We start from the raw sequence: 21,183 nt of genomic DNA on the forward strand, positions 1-21,183 counted from the left end.
AAATTGCACCCTGCATGGTTCACCTACGCGCAGTAACTGGCGCACGATCCTGGGACACCTGTAATCCCCTGCACTTTCTTCAAAGAGCTGAAATAAAACCGGCACTCAAGTACAACCCAAACCCAAATACCAAGTGCGTAACCAAACTCTTCAGACAATTACGCCAAGGCTTCGGCGTCCTGGTGGCAAAGAACCCTGCCCCCGTCAATGGCTGCATGAAGCACAGCGGCGCCGCCACCGTCACCACACCCCACGCCAATGCAGGCCACACCGTCGGCGCGCGCAACCAGCCCTCGCCGGCCACTGCTACCAGCACTACCGCAAACAACACGCCAATCCCATAATGGATCAACCACCCCCAGATCAGCTCGTTCGCCACCGGTTCGGCCCTGGCAATTGCCTGATGCCGTACGCGCCCCCGCAGCAGATGCCCTACCCAACGCCCCACCATGGCGAAGTTCAGCGTGGCGATACCCAAGCGCCGCAGCAAGATCCCCCACAGGTCCATGATCACGGTAGCACCGACCCCGATCAGCAAAGCAGCTTGTAGCATGGCAAGCGTCATTGATTCAGCCCTCTGAAATTGACATTAAGCAACCTGCCACGCAGCATAGAAGTTGAAGTCAACTTCAAGTCAAGGCCCCTCAATGGACATTGCCGATGTCGCCAAACGCACAGGCGTCCCTGCGTCGACACTGCGTTACTACGAAAAGAAAGGCCTGCTCGAGTCACTTGCCGGGCGTGGCCAGCGGCGCCAGTTCGCCGCCGATGTTGCGGACAGGCTGGCACTGATCGCCCTGGGACAGGCCGCTGGTTTTTCTCTGGATGAAGTGGGAGCGATGCTGATGGACCAGCAGGTCGATCGGCAGATGCTGATAGCCAAGACTGACGAAATCGATGCACAGGTCAAACGCTTGCAGGCACTTGGCAAGGGGCTACGGCATGCAGCGCAGTGTCCAGAGGAAAACCACCTGGCCTGTCCGAAATTTCAGCGCTTGATGAAGCTGTCAGCAGCAGGGGCGCTGCGGGGAAAACGGGCCAGAGGAAAGGCCGTATCGTGACAGGCTGAGGTTTTTGAACCCCAGAAATGGAGGCGGCCCCACCAGCCACACCCCGGCACTCGATGTTCCCGCTATGGCTGCTCCCTTCCGGGCCTGACCAGGTACGCATGCAAGCATGCTCGGTAATCAATGCGGGCCTTATGGGGCAAGGGTTTCAGGCTGTTGGGGTAGCAGACGCTCTACCCGTGCAGACATCAGCACGGTCTCTCAGAGCTTGGGGTGTGACCAGAATTGTTCCACTCAATTGGTCCACTTTACTGGTCCACTCTGGTGTCCCCCATGGCTTATATCGTCCGCCGCCAGTCCGTTTACTACCTCAACCTTCGACTGCCAAAGCACCTGTTTCCAAACCGGCACACCCTTCGCATTTCTCTGCGTGTACGTGAGCGTCAGGCAGCCCTGTTCCTCGCCTCGTCCTTAGCTCAGCAGGTAAACAGCCACCTGAGCGAACACCCGTTAACAGCTCCTGAGACGCTGCGTGCGTTGTGCGAGCAATGGCGAGTAATTGCACCCCAACCAGCCGTTGCAATAGCACCACGAGCCATTCCAGCAGCCACACAGAAGCCGAGCCGCGAAGGCCCTACCCTAGCCACCCTCTCCAAGCTGTATATAGAAGAAGGGAAACGTGGTGGCACATGGCGGAGGGGCAGCACCGATGACGTAGAGCGTTCCCTAGCTGACCTGTTCGAGCTGATGGGTGATATGCCCGCGTTAGCCTTCGACACTCAGCAAGCTCGCCTACTAAAGGAACGCCTTAGCCGCTGCCCCCAGTATTTCAACCTACGTCCCGAGTTCAAGGGTAAGACCCTGAAGCAGGTGGTCGAGTCAGGCAGCACCTACAAGACCATCACTGCTGTCACAGTGAACAACCGGCTGCGGAAGCTCACTGCCTTCATGAACTGGTGCAAGGCGAACGGGTACGTCACCGAGAATCCCTTGGCCGGGATGAAGGTGATGACAGGATCTGCCAAAGAGGCACGACTGTCGTTTGACCGCCATGATTTAGTCGCTCTGCTTAACTGTCACGCACTGCGGAAAGAGGCACGCAAGCACCCGTGGCGATACTGGCTGCCACTGCTTGGGCGAGCCACTGGAGCACGCCTAGAAGAGCTGTGCCAGCTACGAATTGATGATTTCATCGAGCAACAAGGGATTCATTGCATTCGCATTGATGACAGCCATGAAGACCAGAAGCTGAAGAACGCCAGCAGTCGTCGGATGCTCCCTCTGCACCCTGCCCTGTTGGACTTAGGTCTGCTTCAGCATGTCGAGTCAGTGAAAGCCAGCGGCGCTGATCGCCTGTTCCCTGAACTGGAAGCGGTGCGGGGGAAACTAGGCCATGCCCCATCCAAGTGGTTCGGTCGGTACAAGACGAAGCTGGGCATCACCGATCCACGCAAGACCTTCCACAGCTTTCGCCACACGCTCATTGATGACCTGCGTGATGCTGGGGTGCAGGACTCGCTCATCAAGCGGATAGCCGGGCACGAAGATGGAGCAGTGACGTTCAGCATCTACGGCAGTAGGAGCCCACTGAAGGCGATGTTCGATGCGCTTCGACAAATTGCGGTGCGTGACGACACATGGACTTCCACCAGGCCCTAGGTAGCCGGATAGCGGAGAGAGGCTGCGGCTGCTATATAGCAGTAAACCGCCGCCGGACTGGCCACCTTGGTGGCGGAGCCACAGCAACGGCTGTGAAAGCTGAAAAATTTACACCAAGGGGTTGACGTACAGGACGAGTACCCCTAAGATGCGCCCATCACCAAGTAACCGGTGACAAATCAGGCCCGCATTGGCCGAACGCAACATCAACCTCCCTGCAGATTCGTCGGAACGATGAATGGTTAGCACGGAGGTTTCGTCGTGCCCGGGATTTAACCATCTCAACCGCATCAGCCCTAGTTTCAATTATTCGAGTAACTACCATGCCATGATCGCAAGATAATTCCGTGCCCGTAATCGCCCTCACCCCCAACATTAGAGACAACTATATGACCCAATAGAGAGCCCCCAATACTTCCCTGAGCATAGGGCCAGTCCGCCCACTCGCCACACACACTATAAATCCGACGAGACTTAGAGTTTACGTTACGGCACCCTATTGCCCAGCCCCATACCCAACGAAGGAATCAAGCAATGAACTAACTTAGCGCCAACCCCTTTATTAAGCACTACCAAACTTTTATCAATAGGTCCGCACCCAGTACCAGCTCTCAATTTCGAGCGACGGCCACCTATTGCCTGAAATCCGTAAAGGACTACACTAAATGAAGCACAACGTAATTAGCATCAAAGATCACCAACCCAAAACCGTCTTGCTCGGAGACTTCACCATAAGACAAGACGAAGAGGGGCGCTATTGCCTAAATGACGTTCACAAAGCCGCTGGCGGCCTGGGGCACCAACGCCCCTCAAAGTGGCTTGCCACCGCACAAGCGGATGACTTGGTATCGGAATTAGAAGCCCAGAATTGGGCTACTAAACCAGTAAGCATTCGCAAAGGCCAAGGCGTGAGCGGCACATATGTTACCAAGGAACTTGTCTACGCTTACGCGATGTGGATTAGCACCAACTTCCACATTGAGGTAATCCAGGCATATGACCGCCTCGCGACAAGTGGTGTGGCTGTCCACCAGAATGCCGCCCGGCATCTTCTGGATAACCCGACTCATTATTTAGACACGATCATTCAACAAGCTCAGTCCCTAGCTGGCAATTACGAACAGTTAATCCACAAGGTAGAACTGGACGCACCGAAGATTAAGTATCATGACGCGGTAGCAGATTCTTCAAACTTGCAGACGATTAGTGAAGTCGGTAAGAAATTTGGCATCGGTCGCAACAAGCTCTTCAAGCTGTTACGAGAGCTCAAGGTCTTGATGGCGGACAAATGCAACTCACCGTACCAACGACACATTGACTCAGGATGCTTCGTAGTTGTAGGCCGGGTACACATTACCGCCAACGGCATTCATCGGTCCAATAAGACCATGGTAACCGGAAAAGGTGAAATCTATATCGGTAAGCTGCTTAGCGAGGAAGGATGGTCACAAAATAAACAGGCTGCTTAACAAAAAGGCAGCGCGCACCAGCACTAAGCAACACCGAGCACGACACACACCAAGCTCATTCTAGGCACCTTGGTGAATACACGACCTGGCTGGCGTCGCGAAGCTAGCCAAGTCCACCCTGAGCTTTTGAGCCCCACCTCCCCCGCAATTCGGCTAGACAACCATTAGGCAAACAACTACGTCGAACACATGGAAGTACCAAAAATAAAATCTTACACTACACCCCAAGCACACGACAGCAAAACCCTTGAGTCGCAACGCAGCAAGTTAGCACAAGCCCACACCAGAACAGTCAACAGCCATGTCTACGATGTAGTCACCGGTGAATATTACGGCGTATACACCACCTCCACATATAGTCCTGAGCCGATTTATTACACCATTGGCACACCAGCAAGACTCGGTGAAAACTGGCTCATAGAGGATGACTGCAGCGTTTCCCCCTTGGAGACTTCGGATACCCACTCCCATCCAACTGAACTCGCACCAGTGATCGAGCTATGTCATCATGAACAAACTTCAGAGGTCAGAACTAGTTCCACTCGCGGACCAAAGCCACAGCTGACAGATAACCCATTAGCTCCTGCACTTTGCATTCTCAAATTTGAGGAGCGACCCACCCCCTGGCTAGATGATATCGTATTCGGAGCGATCTACACGGGACCTGGTGTAATAGCCGGAAAACATAGTGCCTCTCTTCCGGACGTAATGTCGGTGCTGCGACTCTCCGTCATCTCAATAGCGGCAGCAGCAAATTGCTTGCTCAACCATGAGCTTCGACCAATGAGTACTCGACAACTACAACGGGTAATTGAAGCTGCGAGAACAGCTTTACGAGGCATAGCCCTGTACCTTGAACGGCACCCGCAGATTCTTCAATCCATCGACTTACAAGTCGATTTCGACACGTTCTGGTCGCCGCCGCAGGCAGCCCCTACAAAAGTCCCTAGCAATGAACACCCGATGAAGCAGCAGGCACTGATGATGATCAAGGCTGAGGTTCCGGTTAAGACCATCGCCAAAGCGCTCGGCATATCTAAGAACACGGCCAAGCAATGGAAGCAAGCCGCCACCCGAGCAAATTATAGAGAGGGGTCAGTCGAGGGTAATTAGCGACAGATATATAAGGATTATCTAACTAATTCCGCAATATAGACGCCAGACCATTCCCCCATTAGTGGCGTAGACGCCACAGCAGGATAGGTCGTGCCCCAGGAACAGATATCCCTCTATTCAGCAAGGGGAGAGAAAGGGGCAAACAAGCCCCTCCCCGCTCTTGATCTTGCTTTCAACCTTGCTAAGAACTGTAGAGCTTACTACAACGTGACGGAACGTCACCATGTATCGGTACAGCTCAAATCAAAAGCTCCGGGGGGCTTTCTGCCCTGCCCCCCCCTGATTGCAAGCGTGCCGTGAGGCAAGATCACAACTCAAGGTAGCACGGGGGGGGGGGGGGGGGAGAGTGGGGCTGCACTGCCCTCCCCGCTCTTCATCTTGCTTCTAATTCTGTAAGCATCGTGTACAACACTATCTAGTAACGGTACGTTACATTTAACTCTACAGTCGAACCAAAGTTGATCGGGGGCTCTCACCTCTGCCCCCATCTATATAACTATTATCCTGCAGGTATTCGGGGAGCTCTAACCATGTATGACGGTGTGGTGCGTCACCACCCACCCCTAATCTAATGAGACAACGGCCAGCAGCCTAATGTGCTAGCCCTGCTCAGCTCCTACGGCACACTTAAACCCGCTCTTCGGGCTTCATCATCTGAAGAACAAGAGGGCTAATGACGCACTCAAGCGGACCGCCCGGCTCGATACTGACATTTACCAGTTCGATCCAGCCGCCTTCGACAAGGTGAGTGAGTTCCTTCGAGAGCTTACGGAGGGTAACGTCGCACTGATGGGCGATAGCAGCCTGTGACACCCGCACTACCCCGCCCTCCCCCACGTTCGACCAAAGAGCAAGCAGGATGGCACCACAAGAACGGTGTGAAAGCACCAGTTCAAGGGCGCACCTCATAGCTTCAGGCGTGAAGAACACGGAGCCCTGGGATGCAGGGAAAATTGAAGTAACCTGGGCCATCGTCTCGATCCTTTTGCACCCGCGAGGGCTGGCCCCTCAACGAATGTCACGATTAGTGTGTGTCCGATTAGATCACATCCGCTGACCATGAGGAATGCCTGCACCACCTCCCTCTCCAGCGCTTCAGCACCAGTTCGGCACCCGCATCAGGGAGCTGCGCGTGGCTATGGGCATGAGCCAGGAGGCATTCGCTGATCGGTGTGGCTTCGCTAGGACCTACATGTCCCGCATCGAGACGGGAGGAGCGAATCCGTCCATCAATGCCATCAAGGTGCTGGCTGACGCTCTGGGCGTGAGCATCTCCGCTTTGTTCGAAGGGATGTGAGCTGCCCCAATCGTGGCTGAGCGACACTACGGGCACCTTTGCAACTACCTGCGGCGCATCAGTGAGTTTTACCAAGAGCTAATCATTGCCTCTCGCGTACGACCGCTCTCGACCCAAAGCAGCCCGTCGGGATAGGCTCCTAACGGCCAGAAGCGGACGGCCAGCCCTGCACTTTGCTTCAGCCAGAATCCGCCGACAGGCAGGCAATCCTGAAAAGGGTTTAAACTCGCCTGGCGGTGTCCAAGACATCAACATACGGAAATAGATTCGTGCAGATTCATATTATCTACACCCAAACAATCGTATTGCTCTCCAAGCATCCTTACCAATCATGGAGAGAAATTCAGGATCAGTACCCTGATTACATGGCTTCGCTCGGCCCTTGGGAAGAAGATGAGGTCATCGAATACCTTGCATTTGAATACCCAGAGCTTTCCCCACATCCGCAAGAACAAGTCAATGCGTTCATAGTGGAAACTCAAGAGGAAAGAGTGCTTACTTTTGCCACATAAATAGTCTTGGCGACAATTCTGAGGTATTCGCCCGGACGTCCGCTCTGGGTCGATAGCAGCCATTCGCCAAAGCCGGCTCGATTTATCTATTAATGATCTATAAATCGGTCTGCGTGGCAAGCCCCCCCGCTACCAGAAATCTGAAGGCTCCTCCCGTAGATACTGGGATTGAGGCAAGAAGGGCTAAGCCGGAGCCCCTTGAGCAACTAATCACTTACAATCTATAGGCTTATTGGGCTATGCCTCTTTATCGACCACTGGACCTGTAGTTACCAAGCCAGCGGCTCACCTAATAAACCCCGAGAGCATCTCTCGACCGAGCGCCGAGGGATAGGTGGTGCCGGATCAGACCGACCAGTCCGGGCTAGCAACGCTGCCGATGAAGGCCCCACGCCTATAAGAGAAGTGGAGGAGCCCACTATCAATTACCTAGACACGTCTGGTAGCACTCCACGCCATCACGCAGCACTCTCACAAGGCAATCGGGAATTGTCATACGAGACGACTCCCATACACCTATGACTCCAAAGGGCAAATCACAGGCAGCAGGAGGCTACTCCGAATCCTGCCGCCAGCCTTCTTCCGCCCAGCATATAGCACGCGACAACGGACTTAACATATCGTAGACGGTCATCAGCAATATGTTAAAATAGCCACACACCAGTTGATGAGCCGAGCAAGCGATGCAGGTAGTGGCCTACGCAAGGATGAGTACAGACGATCAGTGTTTGTCGGTAGGTGGCCAGTTTGCAGCCATCAAGATCGCAGCCGAGACGCACGGGTGGGAGATTGTCGCTCAGTTCACTGATGAGGGGGTATCAGGTGCCGTCGATCCTCAGGACCGCCCTCAATGCCGCCTCGCTCTCGCAATGGCGAAAGGTCTGGATTGCCCGGTTGTAGTGCATCGTATTGACCGTCTCACTCGGGATCACGCTCACTTCGTCACCTTGCAGAAGAAGTACAAGTTCATTGAGGCCGAGGACGTTCATAGCAGTGGCTTGCTGCGAAACATCAAGTCGCTACTGGCCGAGGAGGAGCTACTGAAGATCCGTGCCCGTACAAAGGCTGGCTTGGCCGAACTGAAGAAGCTCGCCGCCAATGGCGATGCAGAAGCTAAGGAAAAAATTGCCCGCCGTGACGCAGGGCGTGTGGAGGCGTGGGCAGTAGGCAACGGTGCCGCTGTAAAGGCAAAGCAGGTGAATGCAGACAATCGTGCTGATGCTATCGCTCACCACATCAAGGCGTGCTTGTACGATGGTTGCACTTCGTTTGCTGCCATTGCCCATTGCCTCAACTCAAAAGGCGTGACTACAGCACGGGGTAGTGCATTTCAACCCATGACGGTATCCCGCCTGATGACTCGCCTTCAGTTGTCCTTTAACACTAATGGCGGATAGCCTCGCAAGCTCATAGGAAGCAATTCCAGCGACGTACAGGAGTGAGCTCACCCGCGCCTAGATATTTCAAAATCGTGCTATGGGGCTCGCTGTAGGACAACCTGAAGCATTAAGCACTGACCCACACTTAGCCGTCTTCGACCAATCCCCTAACGATATTCCCGCTCTGATTCACTGGCGATATTTGGCTGTGGACGAAGGTCCATGTAGAACATAGCGGTAATAGCCTAAGCGCAATCGTGTCCTTTCCCTTCGTGTTTACCTATACCCGCTTGAGCATCAACCACGGGCGCAGGCCTGGTGCCATAGCTCCACCGGAAAAAATGCTCAAGGCCACACGCTACACACGCCTTTACCTCGCCGTGCTCAATGGTTTCCATCGGTAAGTGCTGGCCGCAACCTTTGCACGGCACAGAGTAGAGACCTGCCCGCTCAAGTGTGAAGGCATTTCCTTCCAGTTTTTTGATATGGTGCCGGGCTCTGCACTCGTCTTTGTAGCACTCGACTTCGGCATCATCTTCGATCTGAGAACTACTGACGTACATGTCGCCATCACATAGAGAGCACTGCACAACAGTTATAGAGTTCATCGTTACAATGACATTGGCGGTAGCTACTCGCTCGATTTCATCCACTATCGCCTCGATCATCGACACCTTCAACTCGGGCGGATTGTCATTCTCGGGCAAAGAAGTCTCGTGCAAAAACTTCCCAAGCTTGTTGTAGTGCTTGTTAAGCCATTTGACGGAAAACATCTTATAGTCACCAAGGTCGAGCCAATCTCCCGACGGCTTGCCATCTGCTGTGTTCTTACAAATGCTGATAGATACGTCTTGATCTGCACGCGGCTCGAAGCTCAGAAGCAGCTTAAGCGCCTTGGGCGGCTGCCAAGTCCGGTAAACCGCCAGCGGTAGCTTGTCTCCGATTTGACCAAGCTTCTGGTAAACGATGCGTTCTAGGCAGAACCGCAATTCCAGGCACGCATGCCGCAACGAGTTCTCATCTCCGAGAGCTATGAAGCCCTTAGCCCGCTCAAGATACTCGCCTACACCGTATATACCCATGGTGGTTAGCCTTCCTCAGCGACCAAGCAGTAGCTGCAAGTCGAGCAACGACGAATTGTGAAAGAGACTACTCCGGCAATCGCGTGTAAGGTCTGCTTAGCACAATTTGGGCACTTTTTACCCATGCCCTGCCCCGGCTCAACCGGATCATTCCAAGCCCAACCTGTAGCTTTGCATTTGGTGCATTGCTTTACGCCGCCCTCGTTAAAAAAGGTCTGCTTCTTACAAACTGGACACGCCATGAGCCACCTCGAATCGTTGGAAAGCCAAACTGTACAGAGAACCGAGGGTTGATACCAGTTTGACATTACAGCTTGCCCGACTCGCACCACATCAAAGGTATGGCGTGTATACCGCCACCTGAGTAACCGCATACGTGACCGAGAAGGCCTTTGCAACGCTGCTCGCGCACCTTTAGGTTGCCTGGGACAAACGCTATACGTAAGGCCGTAAGTCAGTAAGCCAGAAAGAACAACCCGTAAGCTCAAAGCCGCCCTCGGGCGGCTTTTCTTTGCCTATGATATTTGAGAATTTGCCGCTGGGGGCTGGATGCCAATCGGCGCGGGCGTTAAGCACCGAGCCAGAGGTAGCCCAGGGTCAGCCGTGCCTTATCAAGGAGAAAAGAATGATTCCGATGAAGACAGCGAGAATGACAGCCCTGGCGATCCATATTGGGGTATCGACCTTGTCTACATCACTGCCAAGTGCTGCTGCCTGATCGATGATGGCGGTAGGAGAGGCTGATAGATCCGATCCGCAGTGTTTACACTTCACCGCTGCTACTTTAATCGTCTCTGCACACATCGGGCAGGCCCGGCTGTCACCGCTCACCCCAACCGCTGCTTCACGCCGCCTGCCTGCGATGACCATCACGGCTCCGACTAGCAGCATCAGCCCACCAATGGTGATGTAATTCTGCTGCTCAGCGATCAGGCCGATGTTGTTCACCCGCCCCGTCCCACTTGAAACAGTAACGTCCATTGAAAGCGCTCCGACTAACGCGAACAGAGCTAGCACTAGTACTGCAATTCCCAGACCACGCATAGCCATCTCCTTGGGTAAAGGCATAAGGCTACCATTAGGCGGACCGCACCACTACTGCTGAGAATGCCAGGCAGCACTACGGGCAGTCATCGAAGAAGTGGATATTTCAGACTTCTGGAGGCAAACCCACTTCTACCACGGAAAGGGCTCTTAACACCGGCCCATAGTCCGCTAGATTCTGTCGAATGAGTCGGATCGGCACTCAAGCATTCGAGTGTTACTCCCAAGGCGGGGAGTCAACCGGTTCAGTTGGCTGAGAAGGTAACGTCCGAGCACAGGAGACATTATTAATTTCCCGCGCAGATTGCTCGACGATTTCCTGCTGATAGCGCTCAAGTAAGGGCTTCTCATAAGACCGTTTAATCAAGTTGAGCCTTACCTTGAGCGACTCTCCATCTGGATGTGCGCAGGCCAGAAGCCGTCCCACACGGCCCATGGCACGGTGATACATTGGTTCAAGCTCGACCCAATTAGAGGTCGTCTCGCTAGACAGCTCAAGCTCCCTTACGGCAGAGCGTATACGTTTCCGTTCCGACTTCGTGAGTCCTGGGGAAGCATTGAAAATGCTCAGACCGGTAACCGTAATCGGCTGGAAAGTAGTGCCTTCCGACTTAAGAGCCTGCCCACGTATCCGCACATGGAGCTTGCTCCGCTTCTGATGACACCCCTTGGAAGCCAACATACCAGTGATTGCTGAGACAATACCGGTAAGCTCATCCGCTTCCGGCTCACGCGTACAGGAGATAGTAATGTCATCGGCGAATCGGGAGTACTGAAACCCTTTACCCGAAAGATCGCTAACCACCTTCGGTTCCACATCCCAGAATACTAAATTTGCGATGTAGCCACTCGTACTGGCGCCTTGAGGCGTGCTTCCAGAACGGGTACATAGAGATGACAACAGTTCCGCAACGCCAGCTCCGAACCCGAACAACCCCCGGAACATGGCATGAACATGGCTCTTAGATATGGAAGGGTAGAAATTACGAATGTCTTGAAGGATGACAAATCGCGCCCCCGCATGTACAGCAGCGTTACTGTGGATGCTCCGTGGGGACTTACAGTCTCTTATACCCCCGTGCAGATAGGTCGGGAATATCGCTTTAGACAGCACTCGATCAACGAGCTTTCGCTGGATTCGCTTCAGCGGCTCATGGGCGTCGTAGGTATCACGCGTCTCGGGTGGCTGACCAGGCTTGACCTTCTTCTCTTGGGGGACATGGCGGTACATTCGGTCCGCACGAGCGGCAAGCCGTTCTAACAGCGCTTCGCTCTCACCAAGCGCCAGCGCTAAAGCTCGAATGCTGTGGATTGGCTTGTGCGGATATAGCGGAGCTTTCATTTCCCACCCTTAAAACGATGAAGGGCCGATACATAGACCGGCCCTTCAGAATTCGAATGATGTGATTTGTTGCGTCATGAGCCTACTGCCTCAAGGACTTTGTTCACAAACTCGCAAACAAGCTCCCAGTACTCAAGCCTGTTTTCCCAGAATTCCAGAAGTATCTGGCGAATCGCAAAAGCTTCCACTGCCTCTCGGAAGCGCTTGAAACGACTGCCTGTCCCTCTTTCCTTCTTTGAATCCTTGCTATCGACTGTAACGCGGGTGTCTTGGTTATTGTGCTTTCGCAGCTCAGTCCGAGGACTTGCCGCTTTCTTTAAACGCAACATGGTTGTAGCTCCTGGTGGTGGGAATTGCCGCCGCCAAAGCATTCCGGGCCGAATGGAACTACCAAGACACCGCAACAAACCACAGTTCTGCTTAGCGATCTTGATAAGTCAAGATCGATAAGCCGCCGCCGCCACGTACTGCTCCACGTCACCTCACATTGCAACCATCAACGACTAGCGAAGCTTAAAGCCAACGCTTAAGGCCGCAATACCGCTCAGTGCGAACGATAGACGAAACCTTAGGACAGCAGGACTTCACGTCAGCGCACAGGTGCGACGGGAGGAACGGGTCGTTGCGGAGAGGAAGCTTTGACGAACATCAAAGCTGGTTGGTTTCCCAACCACCAACTGCAAGCCCAGAGAATTAACCATGTTTAAAGAGCACCTGGACGGTACGCCCAGCATCTTCCTTATACCTGTTTGCCGACTCTCTTGGCAACAAGAAATGTCAATCTGCCATCAAGACTTATTAGAGCTGTTGGGTTGAAGCTCCCCAGCCCTCTCTAGCGCTAGCTGCTCGAATACTTTTCGAGCCCCCTTAGGCAGGTAGACCAGCTCATCCACTGCTTTCACAATCTGCGGGTTCAAAAACAACGGCGAGTTTGTAGCCATAAAATTGAAAGCGCCGTAAGAGCTGCTAAATGGCTGGTTACCGCCAAACATAGCGTTACGCCACACGAGGCCGTCATGAGCAGAGTGATTCGCATTCGACAAAACCTTTTCGAGGAAACCTTGTTCAAGATATCCCCCCTCGGGCTGTCCTTCTAATTGCTCGCTGATCCTCTCCAGACTCCTTGACAACACCTCTTGGGATGGAGGGTCGTTATAATGCTCAACATCAAGCACAGCGCAGTATTGGCGGAGCCGCCACACCAATGCGTCTAGGTCAGTTAATTCGTGGTGGCAAAGGTAGAGGGACGCCACTAGGTATCGATCACCTTCGGACTCTGCAAGATGATTGAAAATAGCCTGTTCTTTGTCGGGCAGAACAATGCTGTACTTCAAACGGTCGTTTACCAACCTTAAGCCTTCAGCGATCTTGTGCCCAACCCCCTTCGAGCTAACCCTACCAAGAAGCAAAATACACTTAAGATACTTCTCGATCGCCTGCAATCCTGACCAGATTGCCTGGCTTGGCAGGCCAGCTCTCAAGGCGAGCCGTGCAGCAATGTAGTCGCCGTCGCCAGTATCCCTGAAGCATCTGATAGCGAAAACATTGATCCAAGCGGCCTCTGAAGGAGGCTGATACTCGTCTGCGAACTGCTGCCAGGTCATCTTCTCACCGTTGCTCATCTTCCTACCTCACCAGAAGGTTCAGGCGATAGTACTGGCCTCCATGGCTAGCAGCCAGCAAAGTGCCTCTGCAAATGCCGGTACGGGAGATTAGGAAAGGGTGGTGATTGGAGAAAAGACAGGAGCAAGCTAACATGCCGCTTACAGTGCACCACTTCGGTGTACTACGGCACTGGTCCACTTCGAAATTTTGAGAGAGAAAAGTCCTTTAGAATTAAGGACTTGCGTAATGGAGGCGGCCCCACCAGCCACACCCCGGCACTCGATGTTCCCGCTATGGCTGCTCCCTTCCGGGCCTGACCAGGTTAACGGGTAATCAATGCGGGGGGACCGATGGGGCCACCACTACGCGGCTCGCCAAGCAGCGAGCCGCGCCATTGTACCGGTCTGGGGCGAAGTTACAACCTTTAACCGGAGAAAAAGTCATCATTTCTCAATGACTTGTCCAGATCGAGGGGGCCAGTACAATCAGATGGCAATGCCCTGCTCGTCCAGGAACACGACGAACGCATCCTCATCCAGCACCTTGACCCCCAGCTCACTGGCCTTGGCCAACTTGGAACCGGCACCAGGGCCAGCGACCACGCAGTGTGTCTTGCCCGACACCGAACCGGCCACCTTGGCCCCCAGGCTTTCCAGCTTCTCTTTGGCGATGTCGCGGCTCATGCGCTCCAACGTGCCGGTCAGCACCCAGGTCTGGCCAGCCAGGGGCAAGCCCTCGGCGACCTTCTTTTCGCTGTTCCAGTGCATGCCGAACGCCAGCAACTGAGCCTCGATGTCTCGGGCCAGTTTCTGGTTGGCCTCGTCCTTGAAAAATTCGCGCACGGCTTCGGCCTGTTTCGCTGCCAGCGCCTGACGCAGGTCGATGCCGTCGGCCGCGATGATCTTGTCCAGGCTGTCCAGCTTGGCGACCAGCTTTTCCGCGCCCGTGGGCCCGACCGAAGCGATGTCGAGCTTGGCGATCATCCCGGCCAGGGTAGTGCTGGCAGCGAATTCGGCAGCCAGCTCACCTTCGTCCTGCAATTGCATGCCGCAACCGAGCAACTGCTCAATGACCTTGCAGTTGTGTTCGTCTTCAAAGAAGTTGTGGATCTCGTAGGCCACTTCCAGACCAATGTCCGGCAGGTACGTCAGCACCTGCGGCAACGCCTGCTGCACCCGTGCCAGGCTGCCCAGCGAGCGGGCCAGCACCTTGGCGGTCTCCTCGCCCACATCCGGGATGCCCAAGGCATAGATGAAGCGCGCCAGGCTCGGGCGCTTGCTGGCCTCGATGGCATCCAGCAGTTTCTTGCTGGAGACTTCGGCAAACCCCTCCAGCCCGACGATCTGGTCGAATTGCAGCTTGTAGAGGTCCGCCGGCGAACCGATCAGGCCTTCGTCCACCAACTGCTCAACGCTCTTCTCGCCCAGGCCGTCGATATCCATGGCCCGCCGCGAAACATAGTGAATGATCGCCTGCTTGAGCTGGGCACCACAGGCCAAGCGGCCGACACAGCGGTACACCGCGCCTTCGCTGGTGGTTTCCTTGCCTTTGCTGCGCTTGACCAGCTGGGTACGCTCGACCTGGGAGCCACACACCGGGCACGCGCTTGGCACCTGCACCGGGCGGGCGTCTTCAGGACGGCGCTCAAGCACCACCTGCATGACTTGCGGGATCACGTCACCGGCACGGCGGATGATCACCGTATCGCCGATGCGCAGGCCCAGGCGGGCAATCTCGTCCATGTTGTGCAGGGTGGCGTTGGACACGGTCACGCCAGCCACCTTGACCGGCTTGAGCCGCGCAACCGGCGTGACCGCACCGGTACGCCCGACCTGGAATTCGACATCCAGCACCTCGGTGAGCTCTTCCATGGCCGGGAACTTATGGGCGATGGCCCAACGTGGCTCGCGGGCGCGAAAGCCCAGCTCGCGCTGGGAGGCCAGGCTGTTGACCTTGAACACTACCCCATCGATTTCGTACGGCAGGCTGTTGCGCCGCTCGCCGATATCGCGGTAGTAAGCCAGGCACTCCTCGATACCAGCCGCATGCCTGAGCTCGCGACTGATCGGCAAGCCCCATGCCTTGAGCTGCTCGAGGATACCGATATGGCTTTCACCAATGCTTGCCGAGACCTGGCCAACGCCATAGCAGCAGAATTCCAGCGGGCGGCTGGCGGTGATCTTCGAGTCCAACTGGCGCAGGCTACCGGCAGCTGCGTTGCGCGGGTTGGCGAAGGTCTTGCCCCCGGCTTCGGCCTGTGCGGCATTAAGGCGGTCGAAACCCGCCTTGCTCATGAACACTTCACCCCGCACTTCGAGCACAGCGGGCCAACCTTTGCCCTGCAGCTTGAGCGGGATGTTGCGCACGGTACGTACATTGGCGCTGATGTCTTCGCCGGTGGTGCCGTCACCCCGGGTCGCGCCCTGGACCAGCTGACCATCGCGATAAAGCAGGCTGACCGCCAGGCCATCGAGCTTGGGCTCGCAGCTGTAGTCGACCGCGCCTGGCTGGTCGAGGCCGTCCACTACGCGGCGGCCGAATTCACGCAGGTCGGCTTCCTCGAAGGCGTTACCCAGGCTGAGCATGGGTACTTCGTGGCGCACCTGGCTGAACGCGGCCAAGGCGGCACCGCCGACGCGCTGAGTGGGCGAGTCGGGCGTGACCAGGTGCGGGTGTTCGGCTTCGAGGGCCTTGAGCTCGTTGAACAGGCGGTCGTACTCGGCATCCGGCACGCTGGGCTCGTCGAGTACGTAGTAGCGGTAGTTGTGCTGGTCGAGTTCGGCGCGCAGTGCGTGGATTCGGGATTCGGCGTTCATTCTTCAGGTTCTCTTGCAAAGCAAAAGAGCAGCCCTAGGCTCAATGCCAGTCAGTTAAACGATTCGGGGCCGCTTTGCGGCCCATCGCCGGCAAGCCAGCTCCCACAGGCACAGCTCAGACCTCAAGAACTGCATGGTATCTGTGGGAGCCGGCTTGCCGGCGATGGGCTGCGTAGCAGCCCTGATAACGCTAACTGACTGGCATTAGCTCCAGGCTGCTCTTGCGCTTGAAACGAAGCGAGCAAGACCAGGGCATGGTCTGCTAGCTCAATGACATCAGCGTTTCTGGGTCAGCGCGCGGCGCTCGAACTCGACGATGCGCTGGCGGTAATGCTCGATGGTCTGGGCGGTGAGCACGCTGCGCTGATCATCCTTGAGCTCGCCATTGAGCTCGTGGGCCAGCTTGCGCGCCGCAGCGACCATCACATCGAAGGCCTGTTTCGGGTGGCGTGGCCCTGGCAGCCCGAGGAAGAAGCTCACCGCACGGGTGCTGAAGTGATCGATGTCGTCCAGGTCGAAAATGCCGGGCTTGACCGCATTGGCCATGGAGAACAGGACTTCGCCGTGACCGGCCATGCTTTCGTGACGGTGGAAAATGTCCATTTCACCGAAGCGCAAACCGCTTTCAAGAATATTCTGCAGCAGCGCCGGGCCCTTGAAGCCACCTTCGTCGCGCGAGATCACGCTGATCACCAGCACCTCTTCGACCGGCGGCAGCTCCTTGGCAGCACTGCCCGCAGCAGCAAAACCACTGTTGCGGTTGTTGTCGCCAGCAAAATCGTCATCGGCATCGGCGAACAGGTCGGGCTCGCGCGGTTCGGCCACCAGGTCCAGATCACCCTGCGGCTGCATTTCAGCGGCACGTTTGCCACGCTTGGTGGCTTTAGCCGGTTTCTGCTCGCGCTCGCGCTCACGCGCCGGCGCACTGAGCGACGGCAGGTCGCTTTCGTCCAGCTCCGGCTCCTTCTGGGTATCGAGCACCCGCGACGGGCCCAGCACCTCAGCGCTGCCTTCCTCGTCCGGGAGGTTGGAATAACTGCGATCCAGACGGAATTTCAACTTGCCTTTTCCGCCGCGCATACGGCGCCAGCCGTCGAAAAGAATACCGGCGATGACAATGATGCCGATGAGGATCAGCCACTCGCGCAGACCGATTTCCATGTAATCCCGTGCCTCTATAAAAATATGCTTGAAAACAAAGGCTTCAAAGCCCTTTAACACGTGGCGCCAACTCTATGTTCTGACAGGCGTTTTACCCACGCAAAAAACGAGTGACATTAAGCTAGCACGACCAAAGACAACTTTACACCGTCTGTCGCACATGGCGGGGGCATTTACCTGCACAATCCGCCTTCTCTTCGCTAATCAGGCGTCGACCATGGCCAGTGCCTCCTCCACATCCACTGCAACAAGACGTGAACACCCAGGCTCGTGCATGGTCACCCCCATCAATTGATCCGCCATCTCCATGGCAATCTTGTTATGCGTGATGTAGATGAACTGCACGCTTTCACTCATCTCCTTGACCAACCGGGCATACCGGCCGACGTTGGCATCGTCCAGCGGCGCATCGACCTCGTCGAGCATGCAGAACGGTGCGGGGTTCAACTTGAAGATGGCAAACACAAGCGCCAATGCGGTCAGTGCCTTCTCGCCGCCGGACAGCAAATGGATGGTGCTGTTCTTCTTGCCCGGTGGGCGCGCCATGATCGTCACCCCTGTATCGAGTAGATCTTCGCCCGTCAGTTCCAGATAAGCGCTGCCACCACCGAAAACTTTTGGGAAAAGTGCCTGTAATCCGGCATTTATCTGATCAAAGGTATCCTTGAAGCGATTGCGGGTTTCCTTGTCGATCTTGCGGATGACGCTTTCCAGCGTCTCCAGCGCCTCGACCAGATCGGCGTCCTGGGCATCAAGGTAGCGCTTGCGCTCGGACTGTTGTTCGTACTCCTCGATCGCGGCCAGGTTGATCGCGCCCAGGCGCTGAATACGGGCGTCGATCTGCTCCAGCTCCTGTTCGGTGCCCTGCTCGCTGGCCTCAGCCTCGACAGTGGCAAGCACACCCTGCAGATCGTAGCCGTCGGCCAGCAATTGCTCCTGCAAGGTCTTGCGCCGCACATCCAGCCCCTGGCACTCCAGGCGCATCTGCTCAAGCTGGCCACGCAGCAACTGTGCCTGCTGCTCGGCCTGGGTGCGGCGCTTTTCGGCGTCGCGCAGGGCGCGATCGGCTTCGTCCATGTGCAGGCGGGCCTGGCGCATTTCCTCGTCGACGCTCATGCGCCGCTCCAACAGTTCTTCCAGCTTCAGGCGCAGCTCTTCCAGCGGCGCCTCACCCTCCTCCAGGTTAAGGCTCAGCTGCTCCTGCCGCTCGCTCAGGCGTGCCGCCTGCAGCTCCAGACGTTCCAGTGCCTGGCGGGTCGAGTCGTGCTGTGCGCGCAGTGATCCCAGGCGCACAGCCAACTGGTGGGCGTGATCCTTGTGCTGGCGAGCTTCCTGCCGGATCCGGTCAAGGCCCTCGCGCAGGGTATCGCGGCGGGCCATCAACTGTTCGCGTTGCTCGGTGTCCTGGGCCATCAGGTCCAGGGCCTCCTGCAGCACCAGCCGCGCTTCGCCCAGTTGCTCATGCTCCAGAGCGCGCTGCTCCTGAAGTTCGCTCAATTCTTCCTGCAGCCGGCGCCGACGCAGCTCGACCTGTTCGGCACGGGCACGCCCTGCCGAAAGGCTGGCCTTGAGCTCGCCATGCTGGCGGCTCTCTTCCTGGGTGCGACGGCGTAGCTGCTCGCGCTGCTCCTCCAGGCCCAATTGCTGCTCACGCAAGGCTTGCAGCTGTTGCTCCATCTGCTCCAGCGTAGCTTCCAGCTCCAGCTGCTCCTGGCCGAGGCGCTCGATTTCCTGACCCCGTGCCAGCACCCCACCCTGGGATTCGCCCCCCCGGCTGACGCGCAGAAAATGCCGACCAACCCAGTAACCATCGCGGCTGACCAGGCTCTGGCCTTCGCCAAGCCCGGCGCGTTCAGCGAGGGCTTGAGCCAGGTCTTCAACCGGCCGGACCTGGGCCAGCCAAGGGGCCAGGTCGGTGTGCCCCTCAACTTTGTCGAGCAAGCTGCCGGGCCGGCGTGGACCTTCCTGCCCCGCCACCAACAGACGCAGCTCTCCTTGCTCCAGCTCGGCAAAATCCAGGCCGCTGAAGTCCTCCACCAGCACGGCCTGCAGGTCAGCGCCCAACACGGTTTCCACCGCCAGCTCCCAACCCGGCTCCACACGCAGCCCTTGTGCCAGGCGCGGCCGCTGCTCCAGGCCTTGCCCGCGCAGCCACTCGGCAGCACCGACCCCGGGCTCGAGCGCGGCCTGTTGCAGTGCCTCCAGGGATGCCAGACGGCCCCCCAGGCGCTGCAAGTCGCCTTGCTGTTGCTGCTGAGCCTGGGTCGCCTGCTGCAATTGCGCACGTACGCCCTCCAGGCGCTCGACCACCTGCTCTTCGGACAGCTGCAGCTCTTCAAGCAGCATCTCGCTGGCAGCCAACTGCTCGGACAGCTCCAGCATGGCGCCGTCCTGCGGGTCAGCGCCCAACTGGTCGCGCTCCTCGCCCAACTTGCGCTGGCGCTCGGCCATGCGCTCCAGGCTGGCTTCAAGTTGCTGCAGGCGCGACTGCTGCACCTCGGCCTGGCGCCGCGGCTCGGCGGAGCGGGTGTTGAAGCTGTCCCACTGCTCCTGCCAGCCGTGCATGCCCAACTCGGCCTCTTCGAGGGTGGCGGCAGCCTCTTGGGCTGCGGCCAAGGTCATTTCCTGCTCCGGTTCGAGCATCGCCAGCTCTTCACCGAGAGTCGCCAGCAGGGTGCGGTCATGCCCCAGGTGCGACTCGGTTTCCTGGCGCGTGCGCTCAGCTTCCTTCAGGTCATCCTGCAATTGGCGCAGGCGCTGCTGACCGTGCTGAATGCTCTGCTCGACCCGGGCAATGTCACCGGCCACCGAATAGAAGCGCCCCTGCACCTGGTTGAAGCGCTCGGACAGTTCGTGATGGCCGTCACGCAGCCGCTCGATGCTCGCATCGGCATTGCGCTGTTCGGCAACCAGCGCCTCATGGGCCACATCCTGATCGCCAATCACCGACTCGCGCTGGCGTACGCGTTCATCCAGGTCACGCCAGCGCAGCGCCGCCAAGCGTGCTTTGAGCTGCCGTTCCTGGGCCTTGTACTCACGGTATTTCTCAGCGGCCTGCGCCTGGCGGTGCAGGCGTTCGAGCTGGCGCTCCAGCTCATCGCGCAGGTCGGTCAGGCGCGCCAGGTTCTCCTGGGTGCGTCGGATACGGCTTTCGGTCTCGCGGCGGCGCTCCTTGTACTTGGAGATGCCCGCCGCCTCTTCGATGAAGTTGCGCAGCTCCTCGGGCTTGGCCTCGATCAGCTTGGAGATCATGCCCTGTTCGATGATCGAGTAGCTGCGCGGCCCCAGACCAGTGCCGAGGAAGATGTCGGTGATGTCGCGGCGGCGGCATTTGGTACCGTTCAGGTAGTAGGTATTCTGCCCGTCACGGGTGACCTTGCGGCGGATGGAGATTTCCGCATAGGCAGCATATTCGCCCAGCAGCGTGGTCTCGCTGTTGTCGAAGATCAGCTCGATGCTGGCCTGGCTGACCGGTTTGCGGCTGGTGGAGCCGTTGAAGATGACATCGGTCATCGACTCGCCACGCAGGTTCTTCGCCGAGCTTTCGCCCATCACCCAGCGCACCGCATCGATGATGTTGGACTTGCCGCAGCCATTGGGGCCGACCACGGCCGCCATGTTGCTGGGGAAGTTGACAGTGGTCGGGTCGACGAACGACTTGAACCCGGCCAGGCGGATGCACTTCAGGCGCATC

Annotated in this window: 17 protein-coding genes and 2 other RNA genes; 7 read left to right on the forward strand and 12 right to left on the reverse strand. The window is 57.0% G+C overall.

All coding sequences use genetic code 11. From position 1 onward, the window contains the following. Positions 1-79: 79 nt before the first annotated feature. The gene (locus tag JET17_RS18205) at positions 80-565 is read right to left on the reverse strand and encodes a DUF2938 domain-containing protein (protein ID WP_012315420.1); all 486 of its coding nucleotides are present in this window, start codon (positions 563-565) and stop codon (positions 80-82) included. Positions 566-647: 82 nt separating this feature from the next. On the opposite strand from JET17_RS18205, the gene JET17_RS18210 reads away from it, so the two are divergent. Further along, entirely contained in the window at positions 648-1,061 is a 414-nt protein-coding gene (locus JET17_RS18210; protein WP_012315421.1) for a helix-turn-helix domain-containing protein, read from the forward strand. A 36-nt stretch (positions 1,062-1,097) separates the two neighbouring features. Here JET17_RS18210 and ffs (JET17_RS18215) read toward each other — a convergent pair. Then, positions 1,098-1,193, reverse strand: an RNA gene (gene ffs, locus JET17_RS18215) — signal recognition particle sRNA small type. Between the two features lie 147 nt (positions 1,194-1,340). On the opposite strand from ffs (JET17_RS18215), the gene JET17_RS18220 reads away from it, so the two are divergent. The 3 genes from JET17_RS18220 to JET17_RS18230 all read left to right on the forward strand — a co-directional run bounded on the left by JET17_RS18220 (position 1,341) and on the right by JET17_RS18230 (position 5,248). Further along, entirely contained in the window at positions 1,341-2,666 is a 1,326-nt protein-coding gene (locus JET17_RS18220) for a site-specific integrase (RefSeq protein WP_012315422.1), read from the forward strand. Positions 2,667-3,331: 665 nt separating this feature from the next. Next, complete coding sequence (locus JET17_RS18225) at positions 3,332-4,135, forward strand: phage antirepressor KilAC domain-containing protein (RefSeq protein WP_052293026.1); 804 nt, start codon at positions 3,332-3,334, stop codon at positions 4,133-4,135. Positions 4,136-4,324: 189 nt separating this feature from the next. Beyond that, positions 4,325-5,248: a helix-turn-helix domain-containing protein gene (locus tag JET17_RS18230; protein ID WP_012315424.1), complete on the forward strand. Its 924-nt coding sequence runs from the start codon at positions 4,325-4,327 to the stop codon at positions 5,246-5,248. 630 nt (positions 5,249-5,878) lie between these two features. Here the strand turns inward: JET17_RS18230 and JET17_RS18235 are convergent. Then, positions 5,879-6,223 carry a helix-turn-helix transcriptional regulator gene (locus JET17_RS18235; RefSeq protein ID WP_042111609.1) on the reverse strand — a complete coding sequence of 115 codons (345 nt, stop codon included), beginning with the start codon at positions 6,221-6,223 and terminating at the stop codon, positions 5,879-5,881. Between the two features lie 94 nt (positions 6,224-6,317). On the opposite strand from JET17_RS18235, the gene JET17_RS18240 reads away from it, so the two are divergent. From JET17_RS18240 to JET17_RS18250, 3 genes are all read left to right on the forward strand, one after another. Then, entirely contained in the window at positions 6,318-6,548 is a 231-nt protein-coding gene (locus JET17_RS18240; protein ID WP_012315425.1) for a helix-turn-helix domain-containing protein, read from the forward strand. A gap of 269 nt (positions 6,549-6,817) precedes the next feature. Further along, positions 6,818-7,060 (forward strand): hypothetical protein, encoded by a 243-nt coding sequence (locus JET17_RS18245; RefSeq protein ID WP_012315426.1) that lies wholly within the window; start codon positions 6,818-6,820, stop codon positions 7,058-7,060. Positions 7,061-7,743: 683 nt separating this feature from the next. Continuing rightward, positions 7,744-8,457: a recombinase family protein gene (locus tag JET17_RS18250; RefSeq protein WP_012315427.1), complete on the forward strand. Its 714-nt coding sequence runs from the start codon at positions 7,744-7,746 to the stop codon at positions 8,455-8,457. A 227-nt stretch (positions 8,458-8,684) separates the two neighbouring features. Here the strand turns inward: JET17_RS18250 and JET17_RS18255 are convergent, their stop codons facing one another. The 9 genes from JET17_RS18255 to smc form a co-directional block, all read right to left on the reverse strand. Next, on the reverse strand, positions 8,685-9,521 hold the full coding sequence (locus JET17_RS18255; protein WP_052293027.1) for a hypothetical protein: 837 nt from the start codon (positions 9,519-9,521) through the stop codon (positions 8,685-8,687). A 597-nt stretch (positions 9,522-10,118) separates the two neighbouring features. Further along, positions 10,119-10,565 (reverse strand): hypothetical protein, encoded by a 447-nt coding sequence (locus tag JET17_RS18260; RefSeq protein ID WP_042111611.1) that lies wholly within the window; start codon positions 10,563-10,565, stop codon positions 10,119-10,121. A 217-nt stretch (positions 10,566-10,782) separates the two neighbouring features. Beyond that, a complete protein-coding gene (locus JET17_RS18265; RefSeq protein ID WP_012315430.1) occupies positions 10,783-11,907 on the reverse strand; it encodes a reverse transcriptase family protein in 1,125 nt (374 codons plus the stop codon). A 74-nt stretch (positions 11,908-11,981) separates the two neighbouring features. Beyond that, positions 11,982-12,236 carry a hypothetical protein gene (locus JET17_RS18270; RefSeq protein WP_042111612.1) on the reverse strand — a complete coding sequence of 85 codons (255 nt, stop codon included), beginning with the start codon at positions 12,234-12,236 and terminating at the stop codon, positions 11,982-11,984. 459 nt (positions 12,237-12,695) lie between these two features. Then, complete coding sequence (locus tag JET17_RS18275) at positions 12,696-13,529, reverse strand: hypothetical protein (protein ID WP_012315431.1); 834 nt, start codon at positions 13,527-13,529, stop codon at positions 12,696-12,698. A gap of 239 nt (positions 13,530-13,768) precedes the next feature. Further along, positions 13,769-13,865: signal recognition particle sRNA small type (ffs, locus tag JET17_RS18280), an RNA gene on the reverse strand. A 132-nt stretch (positions 13,866-13,997) separates the two neighbouring features. Next, positions 13,998-16,328, reverse strand: a complete 2,331-nt coding sequence (ligA, locus tag JET17_RS18285) for an NAD-dependent DNA ligase LigA (protein ID WP_012315432.1) — start codon at positions 16,326-16,328, stop codon at positions 13,998-14,000. A 276-nt stretch (positions 16,329-16,604) separates the two neighbouring features. Next, complete coding sequence (gene zipA / locus JET17_RS18290; RefSeq protein WP_012315433.1) at positions 16,605-17,489, reverse strand: cell division protein ZipA; 885 nt, start codon at positions 17,487-17,489, stop codon at positions 16,605-16,607. Positions 17,490-17,693: 204 nt separating this feature from the next. Continuing rightward, positions 17,694-21,182, reverse strand: coding sequence for a chromosome segregation protein SMC (smc, locus tag JET17_RS18295; RefSeq protein WP_012315434.1), 3,489 nt, complete (start codon positions 21,180-21,182; stop codon positions 17,694-17,696). Position 21,183 lies beyond the last annotated feature (1 nt).

It is taken from the genome of Pseudomonas putida (assembly GCF_016406145.1).
GTDB classification, from domain to species: Bacteria; Pseudomonadota; Gammaproteobacteria; order Pseudomonadales; family Pseudomonadaceae; genus Aquipseudomonas; species Aquipseudomonas putida_E.